Raw genomic sequence first — 17,195 nt, forward strand, 5'->3', positions numbered from 1 at the left:
TTTATTCTCCGTAGGTAAATTGGTCGTTTTTGATATAGTGCATAAAGGTCTGGTTCTTCTCGCTGAACAGTCCTGTATCTGCCAGCATTTCCTTAGGGAAGTAGAAACGATTATCGCCCTGTCTGGTCCCAGCTAGCGAATGGACGATAGGAGACAGGTTAGACAGTTCTGCTAATCTACCATCTTTTTGCAGGATTTCAATCTGGGTCCGAGGTTTTTCAACGTCAGGCCGGTAGAAATCATAAGGTAAATCAAAATTACGATGAATAGCAGTATAGTAATCAGGGTCAAAACCAACCTGTCCAACAAGGTCTCGCATGATATCCAAATGCGCTTCGTTTTCCTGAGAGAAGACGATAGACTTGAAGACCTTGCGGTTGATAAAACGCTGAGCCAAGTCAGATAAAATCTTGTCTGGACTTGTCATCCAAACTTGGAAATAGGTATTCATAACACCATCATCCAAGGCCAGATAATCCTGCAGGGTCACTCTGTTTTCAAAGAATGGAATGAGGTTGGGCGATGACAGAGCAAAATAATCCTTCTGAGCCGGATAGAGAAACTTAGCCCGCTTGAGCAGATTTTGCAGTAAGACTTCCATAGCTCTGCTAGCTGGGTGGAAATAGACCTGCATGTACATCTGGTAGCGGCTGACCACATAGTCCTCCACCGCGTGCATACCATTGCGCTTGAAGGCAATTCCCTTTTCTACAGGACAGATCACTCGTAGAATCCGAGTCAAATCGAACTGCCCGTAAGAAGCTCCAGTGAAAAAGGAATCTCGCAAGAGATAGTCCATCCGATCCACATCAATCTGGCTGGAAATCAGCTGGACCACCTGTTTATTAGGATAGGTATGATTGATGACGCTAGCCACCTTTTCGGGGAAATCTGGCGAAACCTGCACCAAGGCTTGATGAATCTCTGTCTCAGGACTGGTGATGATTTGCCGTGTGATGTCCTCATGATTGGTATCAAAGAGGCGCTCAAAAGTATGTGAATAGGCGCCATGCCCCAAGTCATGCAGAAGAGCAGCCGTCATAGTCAGTAGACTTTCGTGGCTGTCCCAGATCTCGCTGTATTTTTCATTGAAAATTTTGGTGATGCGTCGGGCAATCTCATAAGCTCCCAGACAATGCGAAAAACGGCTGTGCTCTCCGCCGTGAAAAGTATAGCCAGAAGTGCCCAGCTGTTTGATGCGACGCAGCCGTTGAAATTCTTTGGTATTGATTAAATCATAAATGACCTGATGATCCACATGCACATAATTATGGACGGGATCACGAAATACTTTTTCAACCATAGTCCTATTATATCATAAATGCTCAGTGGGCGAAATTCAAAGCCTGAAGTAGAAAGGAAGAATTCTCAAGAAATTTTTGGTAAAATAGAAGAAAGAAACAAGGAATGTGAGAAAATAATGAAAATTAGAATGAGAAATCAAATCAAATTAGATGAGCAAATGGAGTTGATTGACCAAGTCTACGATGTAGAATGGACACAAAAAGGAAGCAATCACTATTTGGTTTATCAGAGCGAGGAGCAGGAAAAGGTTGTTCTAAAGTTTAATGAAGACAAGCTGACCATGACCCGCTTTTCTGAGCCTAAAACCATTCTTCATTTTATCAAGAATGGTCAGCATTTAGTATCCATCCCTACTCCGCTGGGAGCTCAACAGTTTGTGACGGACACTCAGCATTATCACTTAGATGTAGACAATCAGGCTTTGGAACTTCACTATGATTTGAAAAGAGCCGACGACGATCAGCTTTTTGCTTCCTATCAAATGAAAATCGAATGGAAGGAAGAAAAGTTTGAAAAATAACAGCTCTGCCTTGAAAAATACAAAAATTTTGGTATAATAAATACACTCAAGGGAGTAGCTAACGGTTTTACCGTTACAAGGTCGTCAATACGAAAGAAATTTCCGGCCTTGTATGAAATAGCGAGACTTGTTAATAAACAGGTCTCTTTTTTGTTTATTTTGAAAGAGGCCCATAAAAAGGAGGAGACATTTTGTCAAAAGAACAAAAGCGCCAAGCTTTTTATACGCAAAGTCCTGAGGAAGTTTTGCAAGCAATGGAAGCTTCCGAACAAGGGTTGACCAGCAGCCAAGCCCAGCAACGTTTGGCGGACTACGGTCGCAATGAATTGGAAGAAGGGGAGAAAAAGACTCTCTTGATGAAATTCATTGAGCAGTTCAAGGATTTGATGATTATCATCTTGTTGGTAGCGGCTGTCTTGTCTGTCGTGACATCAGGTGGTGAGGATATTGCAGATGCTATCATTATCCTAGCTGTGGTCATCATCAATGCTATTTTCGGTGTCTATCAGGAAGGCAAGGCTGAAGAAGCTATTGCGGCTCTCAAATCTATGTCCAGCCCGGCTGCGCGTGTCCTGCGTGATGGCCATGTCACAGAAGTAGATTCTAAGGACTTGGTACCTGGTGATATCGTCCGGCTGGAAGCCGGCGATGTTGTACCGGCAGATATGCGATTTTTGGAAGCTAATTCCCTGAAAATCGAAGAAGCCGCTTTGACAGGGGAGTCTGTGCCAGTTGAGAAAGATTTGACTGTTGCAGTAGCTGCTGATGCTGGTATTGGCGACCGGGTCAATATGGCCTTCCAAAACTCAAATGTGACCTATGGTCGTGGGGTTGGTGTTGTTGTCAATACAGGGATGTACACCGAAGTCGGTCATATTGCAGGCATGTTGCAAGATGCAGATGAAACTGACACACCGCTCAAGCAAAACCTCAATAGCCTGTCGAAGGTTCTAACCTATGCAATCCTAGTGATTGCTGCGGTGACCTTTGTAGTCGGTGTTTTCATTCAAGGAAAAGATCCACTTGGTGAACTGATGACCTCAGTTGCTCTTGCGGTTGCGGCGATTCCAGAAGGTCTGCCAGCTATCGTTACTATCGTTTTAGCTTTGGGAACACAGGTTCTGGCTAAGCGTAATTCGATTGTCCGTAAGCTTCCAGCTGTTGAGACTTTGGGATCAACTGAGATTATCGCTTCAGATAAGACTGGTACCCTGACCATGAATAAGATGACGGTCGAAAAAGTCTTTTACGACGGGGCCCTGAATGAAGCTGGACAAGATATTGAACTTGGCTTGGAACTGCCGCTCTTACGTTCAGTTGTTTTGGCCAATGATACCAAGATTGACCAGGAAGGCAAGCTGATCGGTGATCCAACGGAAACAGCCTTCATCCAGTATGCTTTGGACAAGGGCTATGATGTCAAAGGATTTTTAGAGAAATATCCTCGTGTGGCTGAGCTGCCATTTGATTCAGATCGTAAGCTCATGTCTACCGTTCACCCATTGCCAGACGGTAAATTCCTCGTGGCAGTGAAGGGAGCGCCAGATCAACTCTTGAAACGCTGTGTTGCCCGTGATAAGGCTGGAGATGTTGCAGCGATTGATGACGCTACTTTACAGTTGATCAAGTCTAATAACTCAGAGATGGCTCACCAAGCTCTGCGCGTGCTGGCTGGTGCTTACAAGATTATCGATGCAGTTCCGACTGACTTGACATCTGAAAATCTAGAAAATGATTTAATCTTTACTGGTTTAATCGGTATGATTGACCCAGAACGTGCAGAAGCAGCAGAAGCCGTTCGTGTAGCCAAGGAAGCAGGTATTCGTCCGATTATGATTACCGGTGACCATCAGGATACAGCTGAAGCTATCGCTAAGCGCTTGGGTATCATCGAAGAAGGAGATACTGAAGACCATGTCCTGACTGGTGCAGAGCTCAATGAGCTTTCTGATGCGGAATTTGAAAAAGTAGTTGGTCAATACTCTGTTTACGCGCGTGTATCTCCAGAACACAAGGTACGGATTGTCAAAGCTTGGCAAAACAAAGGTAAGGTCGTTGCCATGACAGGTGATGGTGTCAATGACGCACCAGCTCTGAAGACAGCTGATATCGGTATCGGTATGGGCATTACAGGTACAGAGGTTTCTAAAGGGGCTTCAGATATCATTTTAGCAGATGATAATTTTGCGACCATTATCGTAGCTGTTGAAGAGGGAAGAAAAATATTTTCTAATATTCAAAAGACTATTCAATACCTACTTTCAGCTAATATAGCAGAAGTATTAACGATATTTTTTGCAACCTTATTTGGTTGGGATGTCTTGCAGCCGGTTCATCTGCTTTGGATTAACTTGGTAACAGATACCTTCCCAGCTATCGCCTTGGGAGTTGAGCCTGCTGAGCCAGGTGTCATGACTCACAAGCCTCGTGGTCGTAAGTCTAGCTTCTTCTCTGGTGGTGTCATGAGTTCCATCATCTATCAAGGACTGCTGCAAGGTGCTCTCGTTCTGTCTGTCTATGGCTATGCTATTGCTAATCCTGTTCATATCGGCGATGTAAAAGCGATCCATGCGGATGCCCTTACCATGGCCTTTGCGACTCTTGGACTTATTCAGCTCTTCCATGCTTACAATGTGAAATCTGTTTACCAATCTATCTTTACAGTTGGACCGTTTAAGTCTAAGACCTTTAACTGGTCTATTCTGGTTTCTTTCATTCTATTGGTTTCAACCATTGTGATTGATCCACTTGAAAAGATTTTCCATGTGACCAAGTTAGATGTGACCCAATGGGCTGTTGTCCTGATCGGCAGTTTCTCTATGATTATCATTGTTGAAATTGTTAAGTTCATCCAACGTAAATTGGGTATGGACAAAAATGCTATTTAGCAACAAAAAGTCATCTACGGATGGCTTTTTTGCGTAAATACGACGTTGGTGGCGGTGTGGATTTGACCAAAAACCAGTTCATTTTCGTGGAGAAAGGCTGGGAAGTCTCGAAAAAATCCTAGCACCCCATGTCATTATATTACTTTTTTAACAATTCCATGACAAGGGGTTCCTATTCTTGCCTATCCATTAAAAATTGTATAAAATGAAGGAGCTTCATTATCCGATTAGGCAAATGCCTGAAAATGTGTTATAATAAAACGATATATGAAAAGAGGTATTTATGGACATTTCAGAAATTCGTCAAAAGATTGACGCAAATCGTGAAAAATTAGCTTCTTTCAGGGGGTCTCTTTGACTTAGAGGGCTTGGAAGAAGAAATTGCCATCTTAGAAAATAAGATGACAGAGCCTGACTTTTGGGATGATAATATTGCAGCTCAAAAGACATCCCAGGAGCTCAATGAACTCAAGCAAACCTATGAGAATTTCCATCAGATGACCGAGCTTTTTGATGAATCGGAAATCTTGCTTGATTTTCTGGCTGAGGATGACTCAGTTCAAGAAGAGTTGGAAGAAAAGTTAACCGAGCTTGAGAAGATGATGACTAGCTATGAGATGACTCTCTTGCTGTCGGAGCCTTATGATAATAACAACGCCATTCTCGAAATTCACCCAGGTTCTGGTGGAACAGAAGCTCAGGATTGGGGCGATATGCTGCTGCGGATGTACACGCGCTACGGCAATGCCAAGGGCTTCAAAGTAGAAGTCTTGGACTATCAGGCTGGCGATGAGGCTGGTATTAAGTCAGTGACTCTTTCCTTTGAAGGGGCGCATGCTTATGGTCTACTTAAGTCAGAAATGGGTGTTCACCGCTTGGTTCGAATTTCACCATTTGACTCGGCTAAACGTCGTCATACTTCCTTTACTTCAGTAGAGGTCATGCCAGAGTTGGACGATACGATTGAAGTAGAAGTCCGTGATGATGACATTAAGATGGATACTTTCCGTTCAGGTGGAGCCGGCGGACAGAACGTCAATAAGGTATCAACTGGTGTGCGATTGACCCATATTCCGACAGGAATTGTCGTACAGTCTACTGTTGACCGGACCCAGTATGGCAACCGTGACCGAGCTATGAAAATGCTGCAGGCTAAGCTCTATCAGTTGGAGCAAGAGAAAAAAGCAGCAGAAGTCGACTCGCTCAAGGGAGATAAAAAAGAGATTTCTTGGGGCAGTCAGATTCGTTCTTATGTCTTTACTCCTTATACAATGGTCAAAGATCATCGAACTAGCTATGAAGTAGCTCAGGTGGATAAGGTCATGGACGGAGACTTAGATGGCTTTATTGATGCCTATTTAAAATGGAGACTCAACTAAAAACAGAGTGAAATCGCTAGATAAAAACTCTGATGAAAGGAATTGTACTAATTCATGTCAATGATTGAAATGAAAGACGTTGTTAAAAAGTATGACAACGGGACAACTGCTCTACGTGGTGTATCTATACGTATCGAACCAGGTGAATTTGCCTATATTGTAGGTCCATCAGGAGCAGGTAAATCAACCTTTATTAGACTCCTCTATCGTGAAATTAAAATCGATAAAGGGAGCCTTGCTGTAGCAGGTTTTAACTTGGGAAAAATCAAGAAACGGGATATTCCAATGCTGCGCCGTAGAGTTGGTGTGGTTTTCCAAGACTATAAACTACTTCCTAAGAAGACCGTTTATGAGAATATTGCCTACGCTATGGAAGTTATTGGTGAGCGTCGTGGAAATATCAAGAAACGCGTTATGGAAGTTTTGGATCTGGTTGGCCTTAAGCACAAGGTTCGTTCCTTCCCGAATGAGTTATCAGGGGGAGAACAGCAGCGGATTGCGATTGCGCGTGCCATTGTCAACAATCCTCAGGTCTTGATTGCTGACGAGCCGACTGGTAACTTGGACCCAGATAATTCATGGGAAATCATGAATTTGCTGGAGCGCATTAACCTGCAAGGAACTACAGTCCTGATGGCGACTCACAATAGTCAGATTGTAAATACCCTACGTCACCGCGTCATTGCTATTGAAAATGGCCGTGTGGTACGTGATGAAGCGGAAGGAGTATACGGATACGATGATTAGAAGATTTTTTCGTCATTTGATTGAGTCGCTTAAGAGTCTTATGCGGAATGGTTGGATGACTGTAGCGGCTGTCAGCTCGGTTATGATTACCTTGAGCTTAGTAGCTGTTTTTGCTTCAGTAATTTTAAATACAGCCAAGTTGGCAAATGATGTTTCCAATAATGTCCGCGTTATGGTATACATGCGTAAGGATGTTTTCGATAATAGCGAAACGATTGTAAAAGAAGGCAAAACAGTTCAGAATGAAGACTATCACAAGGTCTATGATGCTCTGACTTCTATGAAAAATGTAGAGAAGGTTACTTTTTCTAGTAACAAAGAGCAGTATAATAAGCTGACAGAGACCATGGGTAGTGAGTGGGATGTTTTTGATGAAGAAAATAATCCTCTCTACGATGCTTATATTGTTGAGACCAAGGCACCTAAGTATGTAGAATCTGTTACAAAAGATGCTCGTAAAATTGAAGGTGTATCAGAGGTTCAAAATGGGGGTACCAATACCAAAAATCTCTTTGCGTTTTCTAATTTCATCCAAACGTGGGGATTGATTGGGACAGCGCTTCTGATTTTCATTGCTATCCTTCTCATTTCCAATACTATTCGGATTACCATTATTTCCCGAAGTCGTGAGATTCAAATTATGCGCTTGGTTGGTGCCAAGAATAGCTATATCCGCGGACCATTCCTGTTTGAAGGAGCATGGATAGGCTTGTTAGGAGCAACAGTTCCGTCAATTGTAGTGTATTTGGCATATGGTATAGCCTACCAGACTATGAATAAGAGCTTGGTAGGTCAAGGACTTTCTATGATTGATCCGAAAGTCTTTAGTCCGATTATGATAGCAGCACTCTTTGTGTTGGGAATTCTTATCGGATCATTGGGATCTATCATCTCCATGAGACGCTTCTTGAAGATTTAATAAAAAAACAGCCTACAAAGGCTGTTCGGATTGAAGAGGTTGGGACAAAAGTCCTAGCCTCTTCAATTGTTTTTGGATTGTCGAGCAAGACGCAGTGGTTGAGTGGGCTCTACTACGCTGATTTCATCAGCTTTTACAGCCCTACTCAACTGTGCGGAGGTAGGACGACGAAATCGAATTCTAACGAATTACCGATTTCTGTCCCTCTCTCTTTTTATTGCATTAAAAATATAAATTATTGTTATTGCTTTGTTTTTGAGAGACCAAGGCTGATTATGATGAGGGTAAAAAAGAATGCAGACAAGAGGCCTTTTGTGGTACTGTTTAGAAAAGGCTTGTCAAAAACATAAAAAATATAAGCAGAAAAACCTAATCCAAGGAGAGTTATCATAGCTGAAATAGCCAGCAGAATTAACAAAATTTTCTTTTATCCATGATGAAGACCATCCTTTCTTTTCTATGAACCAAGTATATCATATTAAGCAAAAAGCGACAAGACATGGAAGTCAGGTGGCTGAATAATTTTCTGCCCTTTTTCTAGAGCCTTCTCTTTCCATTCTTATATAGAAATAGTCATTTAGCAGCTAATTAAAAATGAGGCGGTCTTGTTATCTGCCTCATTATTAGTTTATTGGAAAAATGGATTGAAATTCTTTTCGTGGCCAATCGTTGTGTCATTTCCATGGCCGGGATAGACACGATAGTCTTTGGGCAAGACAAGTAATTCTTCACGAATACCAGTAAGGAGCTGGTCCATGCTACCAGTCGGCAGATCTGTACGGCCGATGGTTTCACGGAAGAGAGCATCACCAGTCAGAACGACCTGATCTTCTGGGAAAATAATGGAAACTCCTCCGATAGAATGACCAGGTGTCTGCACAGCATAGAAATGAAAGTCGTCCAGTTGGTAGTCCTCGTGATAGTTGAAAAAATGTTCAGCAGGTCTGAGAATGACGTCTTCCAAATCTGAATGGCGGTCAAGACCGGATAGATTGTCTGTCGGTGTATAAAGCCAGCTTGCTTCGCTCTCCGCTACATAGACAGGTGGATTGGCAAAGTTATCTCGGACCTTATCCAGACTCATAATATGATCGTAATGCGTGTGAGTCAGCAAAATAGCTGTGATGGGCTTAGCAATTTCTTCTAATTTTCGTTGGATCTTCCGCCAGTCGCTGCCGGGGTCAACTACGATGACATGATGGTCATTTTCAAGGATATAAGTATTTTCAAAAGCGATGAGATTGACAATTTTGTGAACTTTCATTGGGCTTCCTTTGCGTATGTTTTCTCAATAAAGAGTGTAACAAAAAAGCAGAAATTTTGCACAAAATTTATTTTGAGGCTCAGCTTATTTTCAGATGTTTCAGGCTAGCATTTGTGATATAATCATAGCAGTATGACACAATCGAACTATAAATATGCTGTTATCGACTTGGAGGCTACAAGTGCGAACAGCAATGCAAAAATTATTCAAATCGGCATTGTCATCATTGAAAACGGGGTGATTTGCCAAACGTATGAAACAGATGTGAATCCGCACGAGGCTCTGGATGAGCACATTAAACAGCTGACAGGCTTGGATGATCAGCGCTTGCGCCAAGCTCCTGATTTCTCACAGGTTGCTCGTGTGGTTTATGAGCTGATTGAGGATGCGATTTTTGTCGCCCATAATGTCAAGTTTGATGCCAATCTATTGGCAGAAGCTCTCTTTTGGGAAGGCTTTGACCTGCTGACTCCGAGAGTGGATACGGTGGAACTGGCTCAGGTTTTCTATCCGACTTTTGATAAATATGCCTTAGGAAATCTGTGCGAGCTTCTGGAAATTCCTCTGGAAAATGCTCACACCGCTTTGGCAGATGCTCAGGCGACAGCTCAGCTATTTCTAAAAATCCAGAAAAAGATGACTGGACTGCCAAAAGCTTTGTTAGAAAAAGTGCTGGAATTTTCCGATAGTCTCATCTATGAGTCGCGGCTAGCTATAGAAGAGATTTTTCAGTCGATGCCAGACTATTCTGGACAGGTTTTGCAGGAGACGCACGGTATCTTTTTGAAAAAGCCGAGCATCCTGCCGCCTGAAAAGAAACTTTCGCAGGACTTTCTGACCAACCTTTATCTGCTGGGGCTGGACGAGCGTCCTGACCAGCTGACATTTGCGCAGTATGTGACTGAGGCGCTTAGTCAGACGGCACCTAGTTTTTTGGAGGCCCAGACAGGACTTGGCAAGACCTTTGGCTATTTATTGCCCATTTTGGCTCATGGTCGGGAAAGAGTCTTGGTGACCGTTCCGACGAAGATTTTACAGGACCAGCTGATGCAAAAGGAAGGCCGACTCTTGGAGGAAGTCTTTCACATCTCGTTCCATAATCTCAAAAGTCCCGAAAATTATCTGAAATTAGATTATTTTTATCAAAGTCTCTCGGTCTTGGATGATAATCGACTTGTTAATCGTTGTAAAATGCAGCTTTTGGTTTGGCTGACAGAGACGGGGACGGGTGATTTAAATGAAATCGGTCAGGCTTATCGTTTCGAGTCTTACTTTAGCCAGATACGCCATGATGGGAAATTAAGTAAGCATTCGCTCTTTTATGAAGAGGATTTTTGGCGACTGGGGCAGGTCAAGGCAGCTAGCAGTCGTGTCGTGATTACCAATCATGCTTATCTTTTGACGCGCCTTGAAGATGACCAGTCTTTGCTGGACAATCGGATGTTGGTAGTGGACGAGGCTCAGAAAATGTTTTTTGCCTTGGAAAGTTTTTCGCAGGCCAGTATCAATTTGACCAAGCAATTGCAAACTATCAGTCAGGCTCTGCAGACAGAAAAACAGATTTTACAAGAACGCCTTTTGCAAAGCATCCAATTTGAATTGGCGGATGCTGCTGAAAAGCATCGGGGCAAGACCAGTGAATTGGACTCACAGAAGATAGCCAAGTTACGTCAGGATGTGTCTGAGCTGGATGAGAGCTTGCTGCCAGAGCTCAGGGAATTGTTTTCAACCAAGTACCAATACTACTGGCTAACGGAAGAACAATTTGCAGATCATCGGGTGACAAGGCTTCATGCTGGGCGCTCAGAGCTTATGAGATTTAAGGATTTCCTGCCTGAGACAGTTAAGGTGATCTTGGTTTCCTCTACTTTGGAGATTAGTTCCAAGGTGAATTTGCCTCAGTTACTAGGTTTTGAGGATTATCATTTTTATAAACTTCCTCAGCAAAAGAAGCCCCTGCAGAAACTTTTCTTAAATCTGGATTTTCCAGATGTAGTGGAATTATCAACGCAGGAATATGCTGAGAGGATTGTTTCAAGCTTGGAGAGTTTAGCTCCACTGAATTTGCCAATGGTGGTTCTCTTTACCTCAAAGGATTTATTGCTGGCTACTTCAGACCAGCTGAGCTTGCCGCATTTGGCCCAGTATAAGAACGGCGAGCCAGCCAATATCAAGCGTCGTTTTGACAAGGGAGAGGCCTCTATCTTGCTGGGAGCAGGAAGTTTCTGGGAAGGAGCGGATTTTGCTCAGCAAGAGCAAATTATTCAGATCATCACGCGGATTCCTTTTGATAATCCCAAAGATTTCTTTGTGCAGAAAATCAATCATCATCTGAAGGCAGAAGGCAAAAACCCTTTTTACGATTATCAGTTGCCGTCAGCTATTTTACGATTGAAGCAGGCCATGGGGCGAACCCGTCGCAATGAATACCAGAAGTCGGCTGTCATTCTTTTGGACAAGCGTATTTCAACCAAGCGCTACGGTCGGCAAATCCAGCAAAATCTAAAGCAGTTGGCATCTTTAGAAATGCTTTCTCAGGGGGATATTTTAAAGGAATTAAGAGAATTTTTCGACTAAAACTGCTTGAAAACAGTCAATTTTATCTGGCTGTTTTTCTAAATGATTGCAAATTTTCTCGGCTACTGATGCCAAAAATCTGCTATAATGAAAAGACTAGGAAGAAGGTTATGACGTGAAAAAGAATCTATCAGGAATTGCTCTATCGTTTGCGATAGCAGCTAGTTCCATTTGTTTAGGGACTTGGTTTCCGCTGATTGGATCCAGTGTGTTTGCCATTGTCTTAGGAATTTTGCTTAGTAATTTATGGAAATTGCCAGACTCCTTTCAGTCGGGCTTGACCTATTCAGGAAAGAAACTACTTCAATATTCTATTATTTTTTTAGGCTTTTCCATGTCAATCGGCAAGGTCTCTGCAACGGGTTTGTCTTCTTTGAAGATTAGTATTTTGACTATTTTGATTGCTTTCTTGGCGGCCTATGCAGCTGGGAAGTTCTTCAAGATGAGACGTGTTTTAACCATTTTGATTGGCTTTGGAACGGCAATCTGTGGTGGTTCAGCTATTGCAGCAGCTTCGCCCATTTTAGAAGCAGAAGAAGAGGACATCGCTTTGTCTATTTCAACGATTTTCTTTTTCAATATTTTAGCTGTGTTTATCTTTCCTTTTCTGGGGCATCTCCTGCAAATGTCTGATGCCTATTTTGGGACTTGGGCAGGGACTGCCATCAATGATACTTCGTCAGTCGTCGCAGCAGGTTATACTTACAGTCAAGCGGCGGGCGATTTGGCAACTATTGTCAAACTAAGCCGAGCCTTGATGATTGTACCCGCCTGTCTTATCTTTGCAGCTTATCGATATGTCCGAGATAAGCGATCAGCGCAAAAAGTAGATCTAAAGAAGATTTTTCCCTGGTTTATTTTGTGGTTTGTTTTAGCTTCTGTGGTGAGCAGTTTGGGAATTTTCCCGTCAAATCTAGTTCCTTATACGAAACTTTTATCCCAATGGCTGATGGCCATGGCTTTGGCTGGAATCGGAGCCAAGGTCTCTTTCAAACAGTTCAAGGAAGCTGGAGCTTGGCCTTTATTAACCGGAGCTTTTGCTTGGTTCTGTGTCGCAATCTCTAGCTTGATTATCCAATATTTTTTGTAAGAAAGGAGAATTATGCCTTTACAGCAAAGAACCTTTGAGTCGCGGATTGATTACAGCCTGCTTTTACCAGTCTTGCTCTTGTTATCAATCGGAGTTACGGCTATTTATATAGCGGTTAGTCACGATTATCCAAATAATGCTTTGCAGATAGTTGGTCAGCAAGTAGTTTGGATTTTATTAGGCTTTCTGATTAGCTTTATCGTTATGTTTTTTAACACTAAGTTTCTTTGGAAAATGACGCCTTTTCTGTATGTTTTAGGCTTAGGACTTATGGTTCTTCCGCTTGTATTTTATAGTGAGAGCTTAGTGGCTTCTACAGGGGCGAAAAACTGGGTAGCTATTCATGGCGTCACTCTCTTTCAGCCATCTGAATTTATGAAAATTTCATATATTTTGATGCTGTCGCGAGTTGTAGTGAAGTTTCTGCAGCAAAATAAGAACTATGAGCGAACCATTGCTTTAGATCTCTTTTTGATTGTAAAATTAGCATTATACACCTTGCCAGTCTTGTTTCTTTTGGCCTTGCAGAGTGATTTAGGAACAGCCCTAGTATTTGCTGCGATTTACTGCGGCATTGTTCTCTTATCTGGTGTTTCGTGGAAGATTATTCTACCGGTTTTCTTGACAGTATCCCTTCTTTTTACTGTCTTTATGTTGATCTTTATTTCAAATGGTGGCCGTGCTTTTCTCCATGGTTTAGGGATGCCGACGTACCAGATCAATCGAATCTCAGCCTGGCTCCATCCTTTTGAATATGCTCAGACAGTAACCTATCAGCAGGCACAGGGACAGATTGCTATTGGAAGTGGTGGTTTGTTAGGTCAAGGATTTAATGTCTCAAATCTGCTGGTACCTGTCCGTGAAAGTGATATGATTTTCACTGTAATTGCAGAGGATTTTGGTTTTCTTGGTTCGAGTTTGGTGATTGTTATTTATCTGTTCTTGATTCATCGTATGCTTCAGATTACTATCAAGTCCAACAATCAGTTCTATACCTATATCTCGACCGGTCTCATTATGATGCTGCTCTTTCATATTTTTGAAAATATTGGTGCTGTGACTGGGATTTTGCCTTTGACAGGGATTCCACTCCCCTTCATTTCCCAAGGGGGGTCCTCCATCGTCAGCAATCTCATCGGAATCGGACTCCTACTGTCTGTCTCTTATCAAAATAGCCTAGAAGAGGAGAAGCATGCGGTGACTCCGCTTGTTCGTAAAAAAGTTGTACTTAGAAAAATAAAATAAGAAATGGATACCTCGTATCCTAGAAAGGTGTTTTACATGAAAAAAGTAGCTCTTATGTTAGCCAATGGCTTTGAAGAAATAGAAGCTCTCACCGTTGTCGATGTCTTGCGTCGTGCAGGCTTTATTTGTGATATGATTGGCTTTGAGGAGGCTGTGACCGGCTCTCACCAGATTACTGTCAAAGCCGATCAAGTCTGGAATAGGGATTTATCTGCTTATGATATGGTCGTTCTTCCGGGCGGTATGCCAGGATCAACAAATCTGCGTGATGACGACCGCCTGATGGAAGTTTTGCAGGAATTTCAAGCAGAAGGTAAATTTGTCGCAGCGATCTGTGCGGCTCCTATTGCCCTTGACCGCGCAGGGCTCCTGAATGGCAAGAACTTCACTTGCTACGATGGGGTGGAAGGCAACATTGAGAACGGTAGTTATCAGAAGCAGACCGTTGTCGTAGATGGAAAGCTGATCACCAGCCGTGGCCCATCCACAGCTTTGCCTTTTGCCTATGAGTTGGTTCATCAGCTCGGAGGAGATGCGGATCAGTTAGCAAGTTCTATGCTTTTTAAAGATGTTTTTGAGAGAATAAAAATTCACTCGATTTTCGGGTGAATTTTTTCTGTCTAAGTTGGATGAAAAATCTATGAAAATATGCTATTTCATCATAAATAAAAGCCCCTTTTTTTCAAAAATATGGTATAATAAAGGGTATGAATTATCAAGATTACATCTGGGATTTGGGTGGGACTCTCTTGGATAATTATGAGACTTCAACCGCAGCTTTTGTCCATACCTTGCAGGACTTTGGTCTGACTGCGAGTCATGATGAAGTTTATAAGGCTCTCAAGGTTTCGACAGAGTATGCAGTCCGCCAGTTTGCCCCTAGAAACAAGGAATTTTTAAAGGCTTATAAGGCGAACGAGGCCAAGGAATTAGAGCATCCGATTTTATTTGACGGTGCATCCGAATTATTGGCGCAAATTATCCAGCAAGGTGGCAGAAACTTTCTGATTTCTCACCGAGATGATCAGGTGTTAGAGATTTTGCAGAAGCCGCAGATTGATCCTTATTTTACAGAAGTAGTGACGGCTACTAATGGTTTTAAACGTAAGCCAGATCCTGAGTCTATGCTGTATTTAAAAGACAAGTACCAGATTGAGTCTGGGCTGGTTATCGGAGATCGGCCGATTGATATCGAAGCTGGTCAGGCGGCAGGCTTTAGCTGCTATCTCTTTGATAACATGAAAAATCTTGAAGAATTTGTAGATATTGAACTAGAAAAGGAATAACATGACAGAAGAAAAGCAACAAGACATACAAGCGCAAGAATATGACGCCAGTCAGATTCAGGTCTTGGAGGGCTTAGAAGCCGTTCGGATGCGCCCTGGTATGTATATCGGTTCAACCTCTAAGGAAGGTCTGCACCACTTAGTATGGGAAATTGTTGACAATTCGATTGATGAAGCCTTGGCTGGCTTTGCCACTCACATTCAAGTCTTTATCGAAAAAGATAATTCGATTACAGTTGTTGATGATGGTCGAGGCATTCCGGTTGATATTCAGGAGAAAACAGGCCGTCCAGCTGTGGAAACCGTCTTTACTGTCCTTCACGCAGGAGGAAAATTCGGCGGTGGCGGATACAAGGTCTCAGGAGGTCTGCACGGTGTGGGCTCTTCCGTTGTAAATGCCCTGTCTACTCAGCTGGATGTCCGCGTTTATAAAAATGGCCAGATTCATTACCAAGAATATAGCCGCGGTCAAGTCGTCGCTGACCTAGAAGTCATCGGTGAGACAGACCGTACTGGTACGACAGTTCACTTTACACCAGACCCAGAGATTTTTACTGAAACAGTAGAATTCGACTTTGAAAAGCTCAACAAACGGGTGCAGGAATTGGCCTTCCTCAATCGTGGTCTCAGAATTTCCATCACAGATAAGCGAGATGGAATGGAGCAGGTCAAGGATTACCACTATGAGGGTGGGATTGCCAGCTATGTCCAATACATCAATGAAAACAAGGATGTCATCTTTGACACGCCGATTTATACTGATGGCGAAATGGACGATATTACAGTTGAAGTAGCCATGCAGTACACGACTGGCTATCATGAAACAGTCATGAGCTTTGCCAATAACATCCACACCCACGAGGGTGGAACGCATGAGCAAGGTTTTCGGACTGCCCTGACACGGGTCATCAATGACTACGCCAAGAAAAACAAGCTTCTCAAAGAAAACGAAGATAATCTGACTGGGGAAGATGTCCGTGAAGGATTGACAGCTGTCATCTCTGTCAAACACCCTAACCCTCAGTTTGAAGGTCAGACCAAGACCAAGCTGGGCAATAGCGAAGTGGTTAAGATTACCAATCGACTCTTCAGCGAAGCTTTCTCAGATTTCCTTTTGGAAAATCCTGCGGTGGCTCGGAAAATCGTCGAAAAGGGAATTTTGGCTTCCAAGGCGAGAATTGCTGCCAAGCGAGCTCGGGAAGTAACCCGCAAGAAGTCTGGCTTGGAAATTTCCAACCTGCCAGGTAAATTGGCTGATTGCTCGTCCAATAATCCAGAGGAAACAGAACTCTTCATCGTGGAGGGAGACTCAGCGGGTGGTTCAGCTAAGTCTGGCCGTAATCGTGAATTTCAGGCTATTTTGCCGATTCGCGGTAAAATTCTCAACGTTGAAAAAGCCAGCATGGATAAGATTCTGGCTAATGAAGAAATTCGCAGTCTTTTCACTGCTATGGGAACAGGCTTTGGAGCTGACTTTGATGTCAGCAAGGCTCGTTATCAAAAATTAGTCATCATGACCGATGCGGATGTGGACGGAGCCCACATCCGAACTCTGCTCTTGACTTTGATTTACCGCTATATGAAGCCGGTTCTGGAAGCAGGCTATGTCTATATCGCCCAACCACCCATCTATGGTGTCAAGGTCGGAAGTGAGATTAAAGAATACATCCAACCTGGTGCGAATCAAGAAGAAGAATTGCAAGCTGCTCTAGCTCGCTATAGCGAAGGCCGCTCTAAGCCGACGATTCAGCGTTATAAAGGTTTGGGAGAAATGGATGACCATCAGTTGTGGGAAACGACCATGAATCCAGAACATCGCTTAATGGCGCGAGTTTCTGTCGATGATGCTGCAGAAGCCGACAAGATTTTTGATATGTTGATGGGGGATCGAGTAGAGCCTCGTCGTGACTTTATCGAAAAAAATGCAGTATATAGCACACTTGATGTCTAAAAAGTTAGAAAAAACAACCATTAC

13 protein-coding genes are annotated in these 17,195 nt (G+C 42.9%); 11 read left to right on the forward strand and 2 right to left on the reverse strand.

Features of this window, described 5'->3' with window-relative positions:
• Nucleotide 1: 1 nt before the first annotated feature.
• The gene (locus I872_RS02790; protein ID WP_015604639.1) at nt 2-1,303 is read right to left on the reverse strand and encodes an HD domain-containing protein; all 1,302 of its coding nucleotides are present in this window, start codon (nt 1,301-1,303) and stop codon (nt 2-4) included.
• A 117-nt stretch (nt 1,304-1,420) separates the two neighbouring features.
• Between I872_RS02790 and I872_RS02795 the strand changes: the two genes are divergently transcribed.
• From I872_RS02795 to ftsX, 5 genes are all read left to right on the forward strand, one after another.
• Nucleotides 1,421-1,825 carry a YwiB family protein gene (locus I872_RS02795; RefSeq protein WP_015604640.1) on the forward strand — a complete coding sequence of 135 codons (405 nt, stop codon included), beginning with the start codon at nt 1,421-1,423 and terminating at the stop codon, nt 1,823-1,825.
• 191 nt (nt 1,826-2,016) lie between these two features.
• Nucleotides 2,017-4,713, forward strand: coding sequence for a cation-translocating P-type ATPase (locus I872_RS02800; RefSeq protein WP_015604641.1), 2,697 nt, complete (start codon nt 2,017-2,019; stop codon nt 4,711-4,713).
• A 283-nt stretch (nt 4,714-4,996) separates the two neighbouring features.
• Nucleotides 4,997-6,092, forward strand: a protein-coding gene (gene prfB / locus I872_RS02805; RefSeq protein WP_111694517.1) for a peptide chain release factor 2 whose coding sequence is annotated in 2 segments (ribosomal slippage) — nt 4,997-5,068 and nt 5,070-6,092 — 1,095 coding nt in all. Because the reading frame shifts where the segments join, the coding sequence is not laid out codon by codon here.
• A gap of 54 nt (nt 6,093-6,146) precedes the next feature.
• The gene (gene ftsE / locus I872_RS02810; RefSeq protein ID WP_041826783.1) at nt 6,147-6,839 is read left to right on the forward strand and encodes a cell division ATP-binding protein FtsE; all 693 of its coding nucleotides are present in this window, start codon (nt 6,147-6,149) and stop codon (nt 6,837-6,839) included.
• Nucleotides 6,832-7,758, forward strand: coding sequence for a permease-like cell division protein FtsX (gene ftsX, locus I872_RS02815; protein ID WP_015604644.1), 927 nt, complete (start codon nt 6,832-6,834; stop codon nt 7,756-7,758). The genes ftsE and ftsX overlap by 8 nt, the downstream gene beginning before the upstream one ends.
• A 628-nt stretch (nt 7,759-8,386) precedes the next feature.
• On the opposite strand, the gene I872_RS02820 is transcribed toward ftsX, so the two are convergent.
• A complete protein-coding gene (locus I872_RS02820; RefSeq protein WP_015604646.1) occupies nt 8,387-9,022 on the reverse strand; it encodes an MBL fold metallo-hydrolase in 636 nt (211 codons plus the stop codon).
• A gap of 132 nt (nt 9,023-9,154) precedes the next feature.
• Between I872_RS02820 and I872_RS02825 the strand changes: the two genes are divergently transcribed.
• The 6 genes from I872_RS02825 (at nt 9,155) to gyrB (ending at nt 17,171) form a co-directional block, all read left to right on the forward strand.
• Nucleotides 9,155-11,599, forward strand: a complete 2,445-nt coding sequence (locus tag I872_RS02825; RefSeq protein ID WP_015604647.1) for a bifunctional DnaQ family exonuclease/ATP-dependent helicase — start codon at nt 9,155-9,157, stop codon at nt 11,597-11,599.
• Between the two features lie 115 nt (nt 11,600-11,714).
• Nucleotides 11,715-12,689, forward strand: a complete 975-nt coding sequence (locus tag I872_RS02830) for a YeiH family protein (RefSeq protein WP_015604648.1) — start codon at nt 11,715-11,717, stop codon at nt 12,687-12,689.
• 12 nt (nt 12,690-12,701) lie between these two features.
• Complete coding sequence (locus I872_RS02835; RefSeq protein ID WP_015604649.1) at nt 12,702-13,934, forward strand: FtsW/RodA/SpoVE family cell cycle protein; 1,233 nt, start codon at nt 12,702-12,704, stop codon at nt 13,932-13,934.
• Between the two features lie 36 nt (nt 13,935-13,970).
• Entirely contained in the window at nt 13,971-14,543 is a 573-nt protein-coding gene (locus I872_RS02840; RefSeq protein ID WP_015604650.1) for a DJ-1 family glyoxalase III, read from the forward strand.
• 98 nt (nt 14,544-14,641) lie between these two features.
• A complete protein-coding gene (locus I872_RS02845) occupies nt 14,642-15,220 on the forward strand; it encodes an HAD-IA family hydrolase (RefSeq protein ID WP_015604651.1) in 579 nt (192 codons plus the stop codon).
• A gap of 1 nt (nt 15,221) precedes the next feature.
• Nucleotides 15,222-17,171, forward strand: coding sequence for a DNA topoisomerase (ATP-hydrolyzing) subunit B (gene gyrB, locus I872_RS02850; protein ID WP_015604652.1), 1,950 nt, complete (start codon nt 15,222-15,224; stop codon nt 17,169-17,171).
• Nucleotides 17,172-17,195: the final 24 nt, after the last annotated feature.

Source organism: Streptococcus cristatus AS 1.3089, assembly GCF_000385925.1.
Lineage (GTDB): Bacteria > Bacillota > Bacilli > Lactobacillales > Streptococcaceae > Streptococcus > Streptococcus cristatus_B.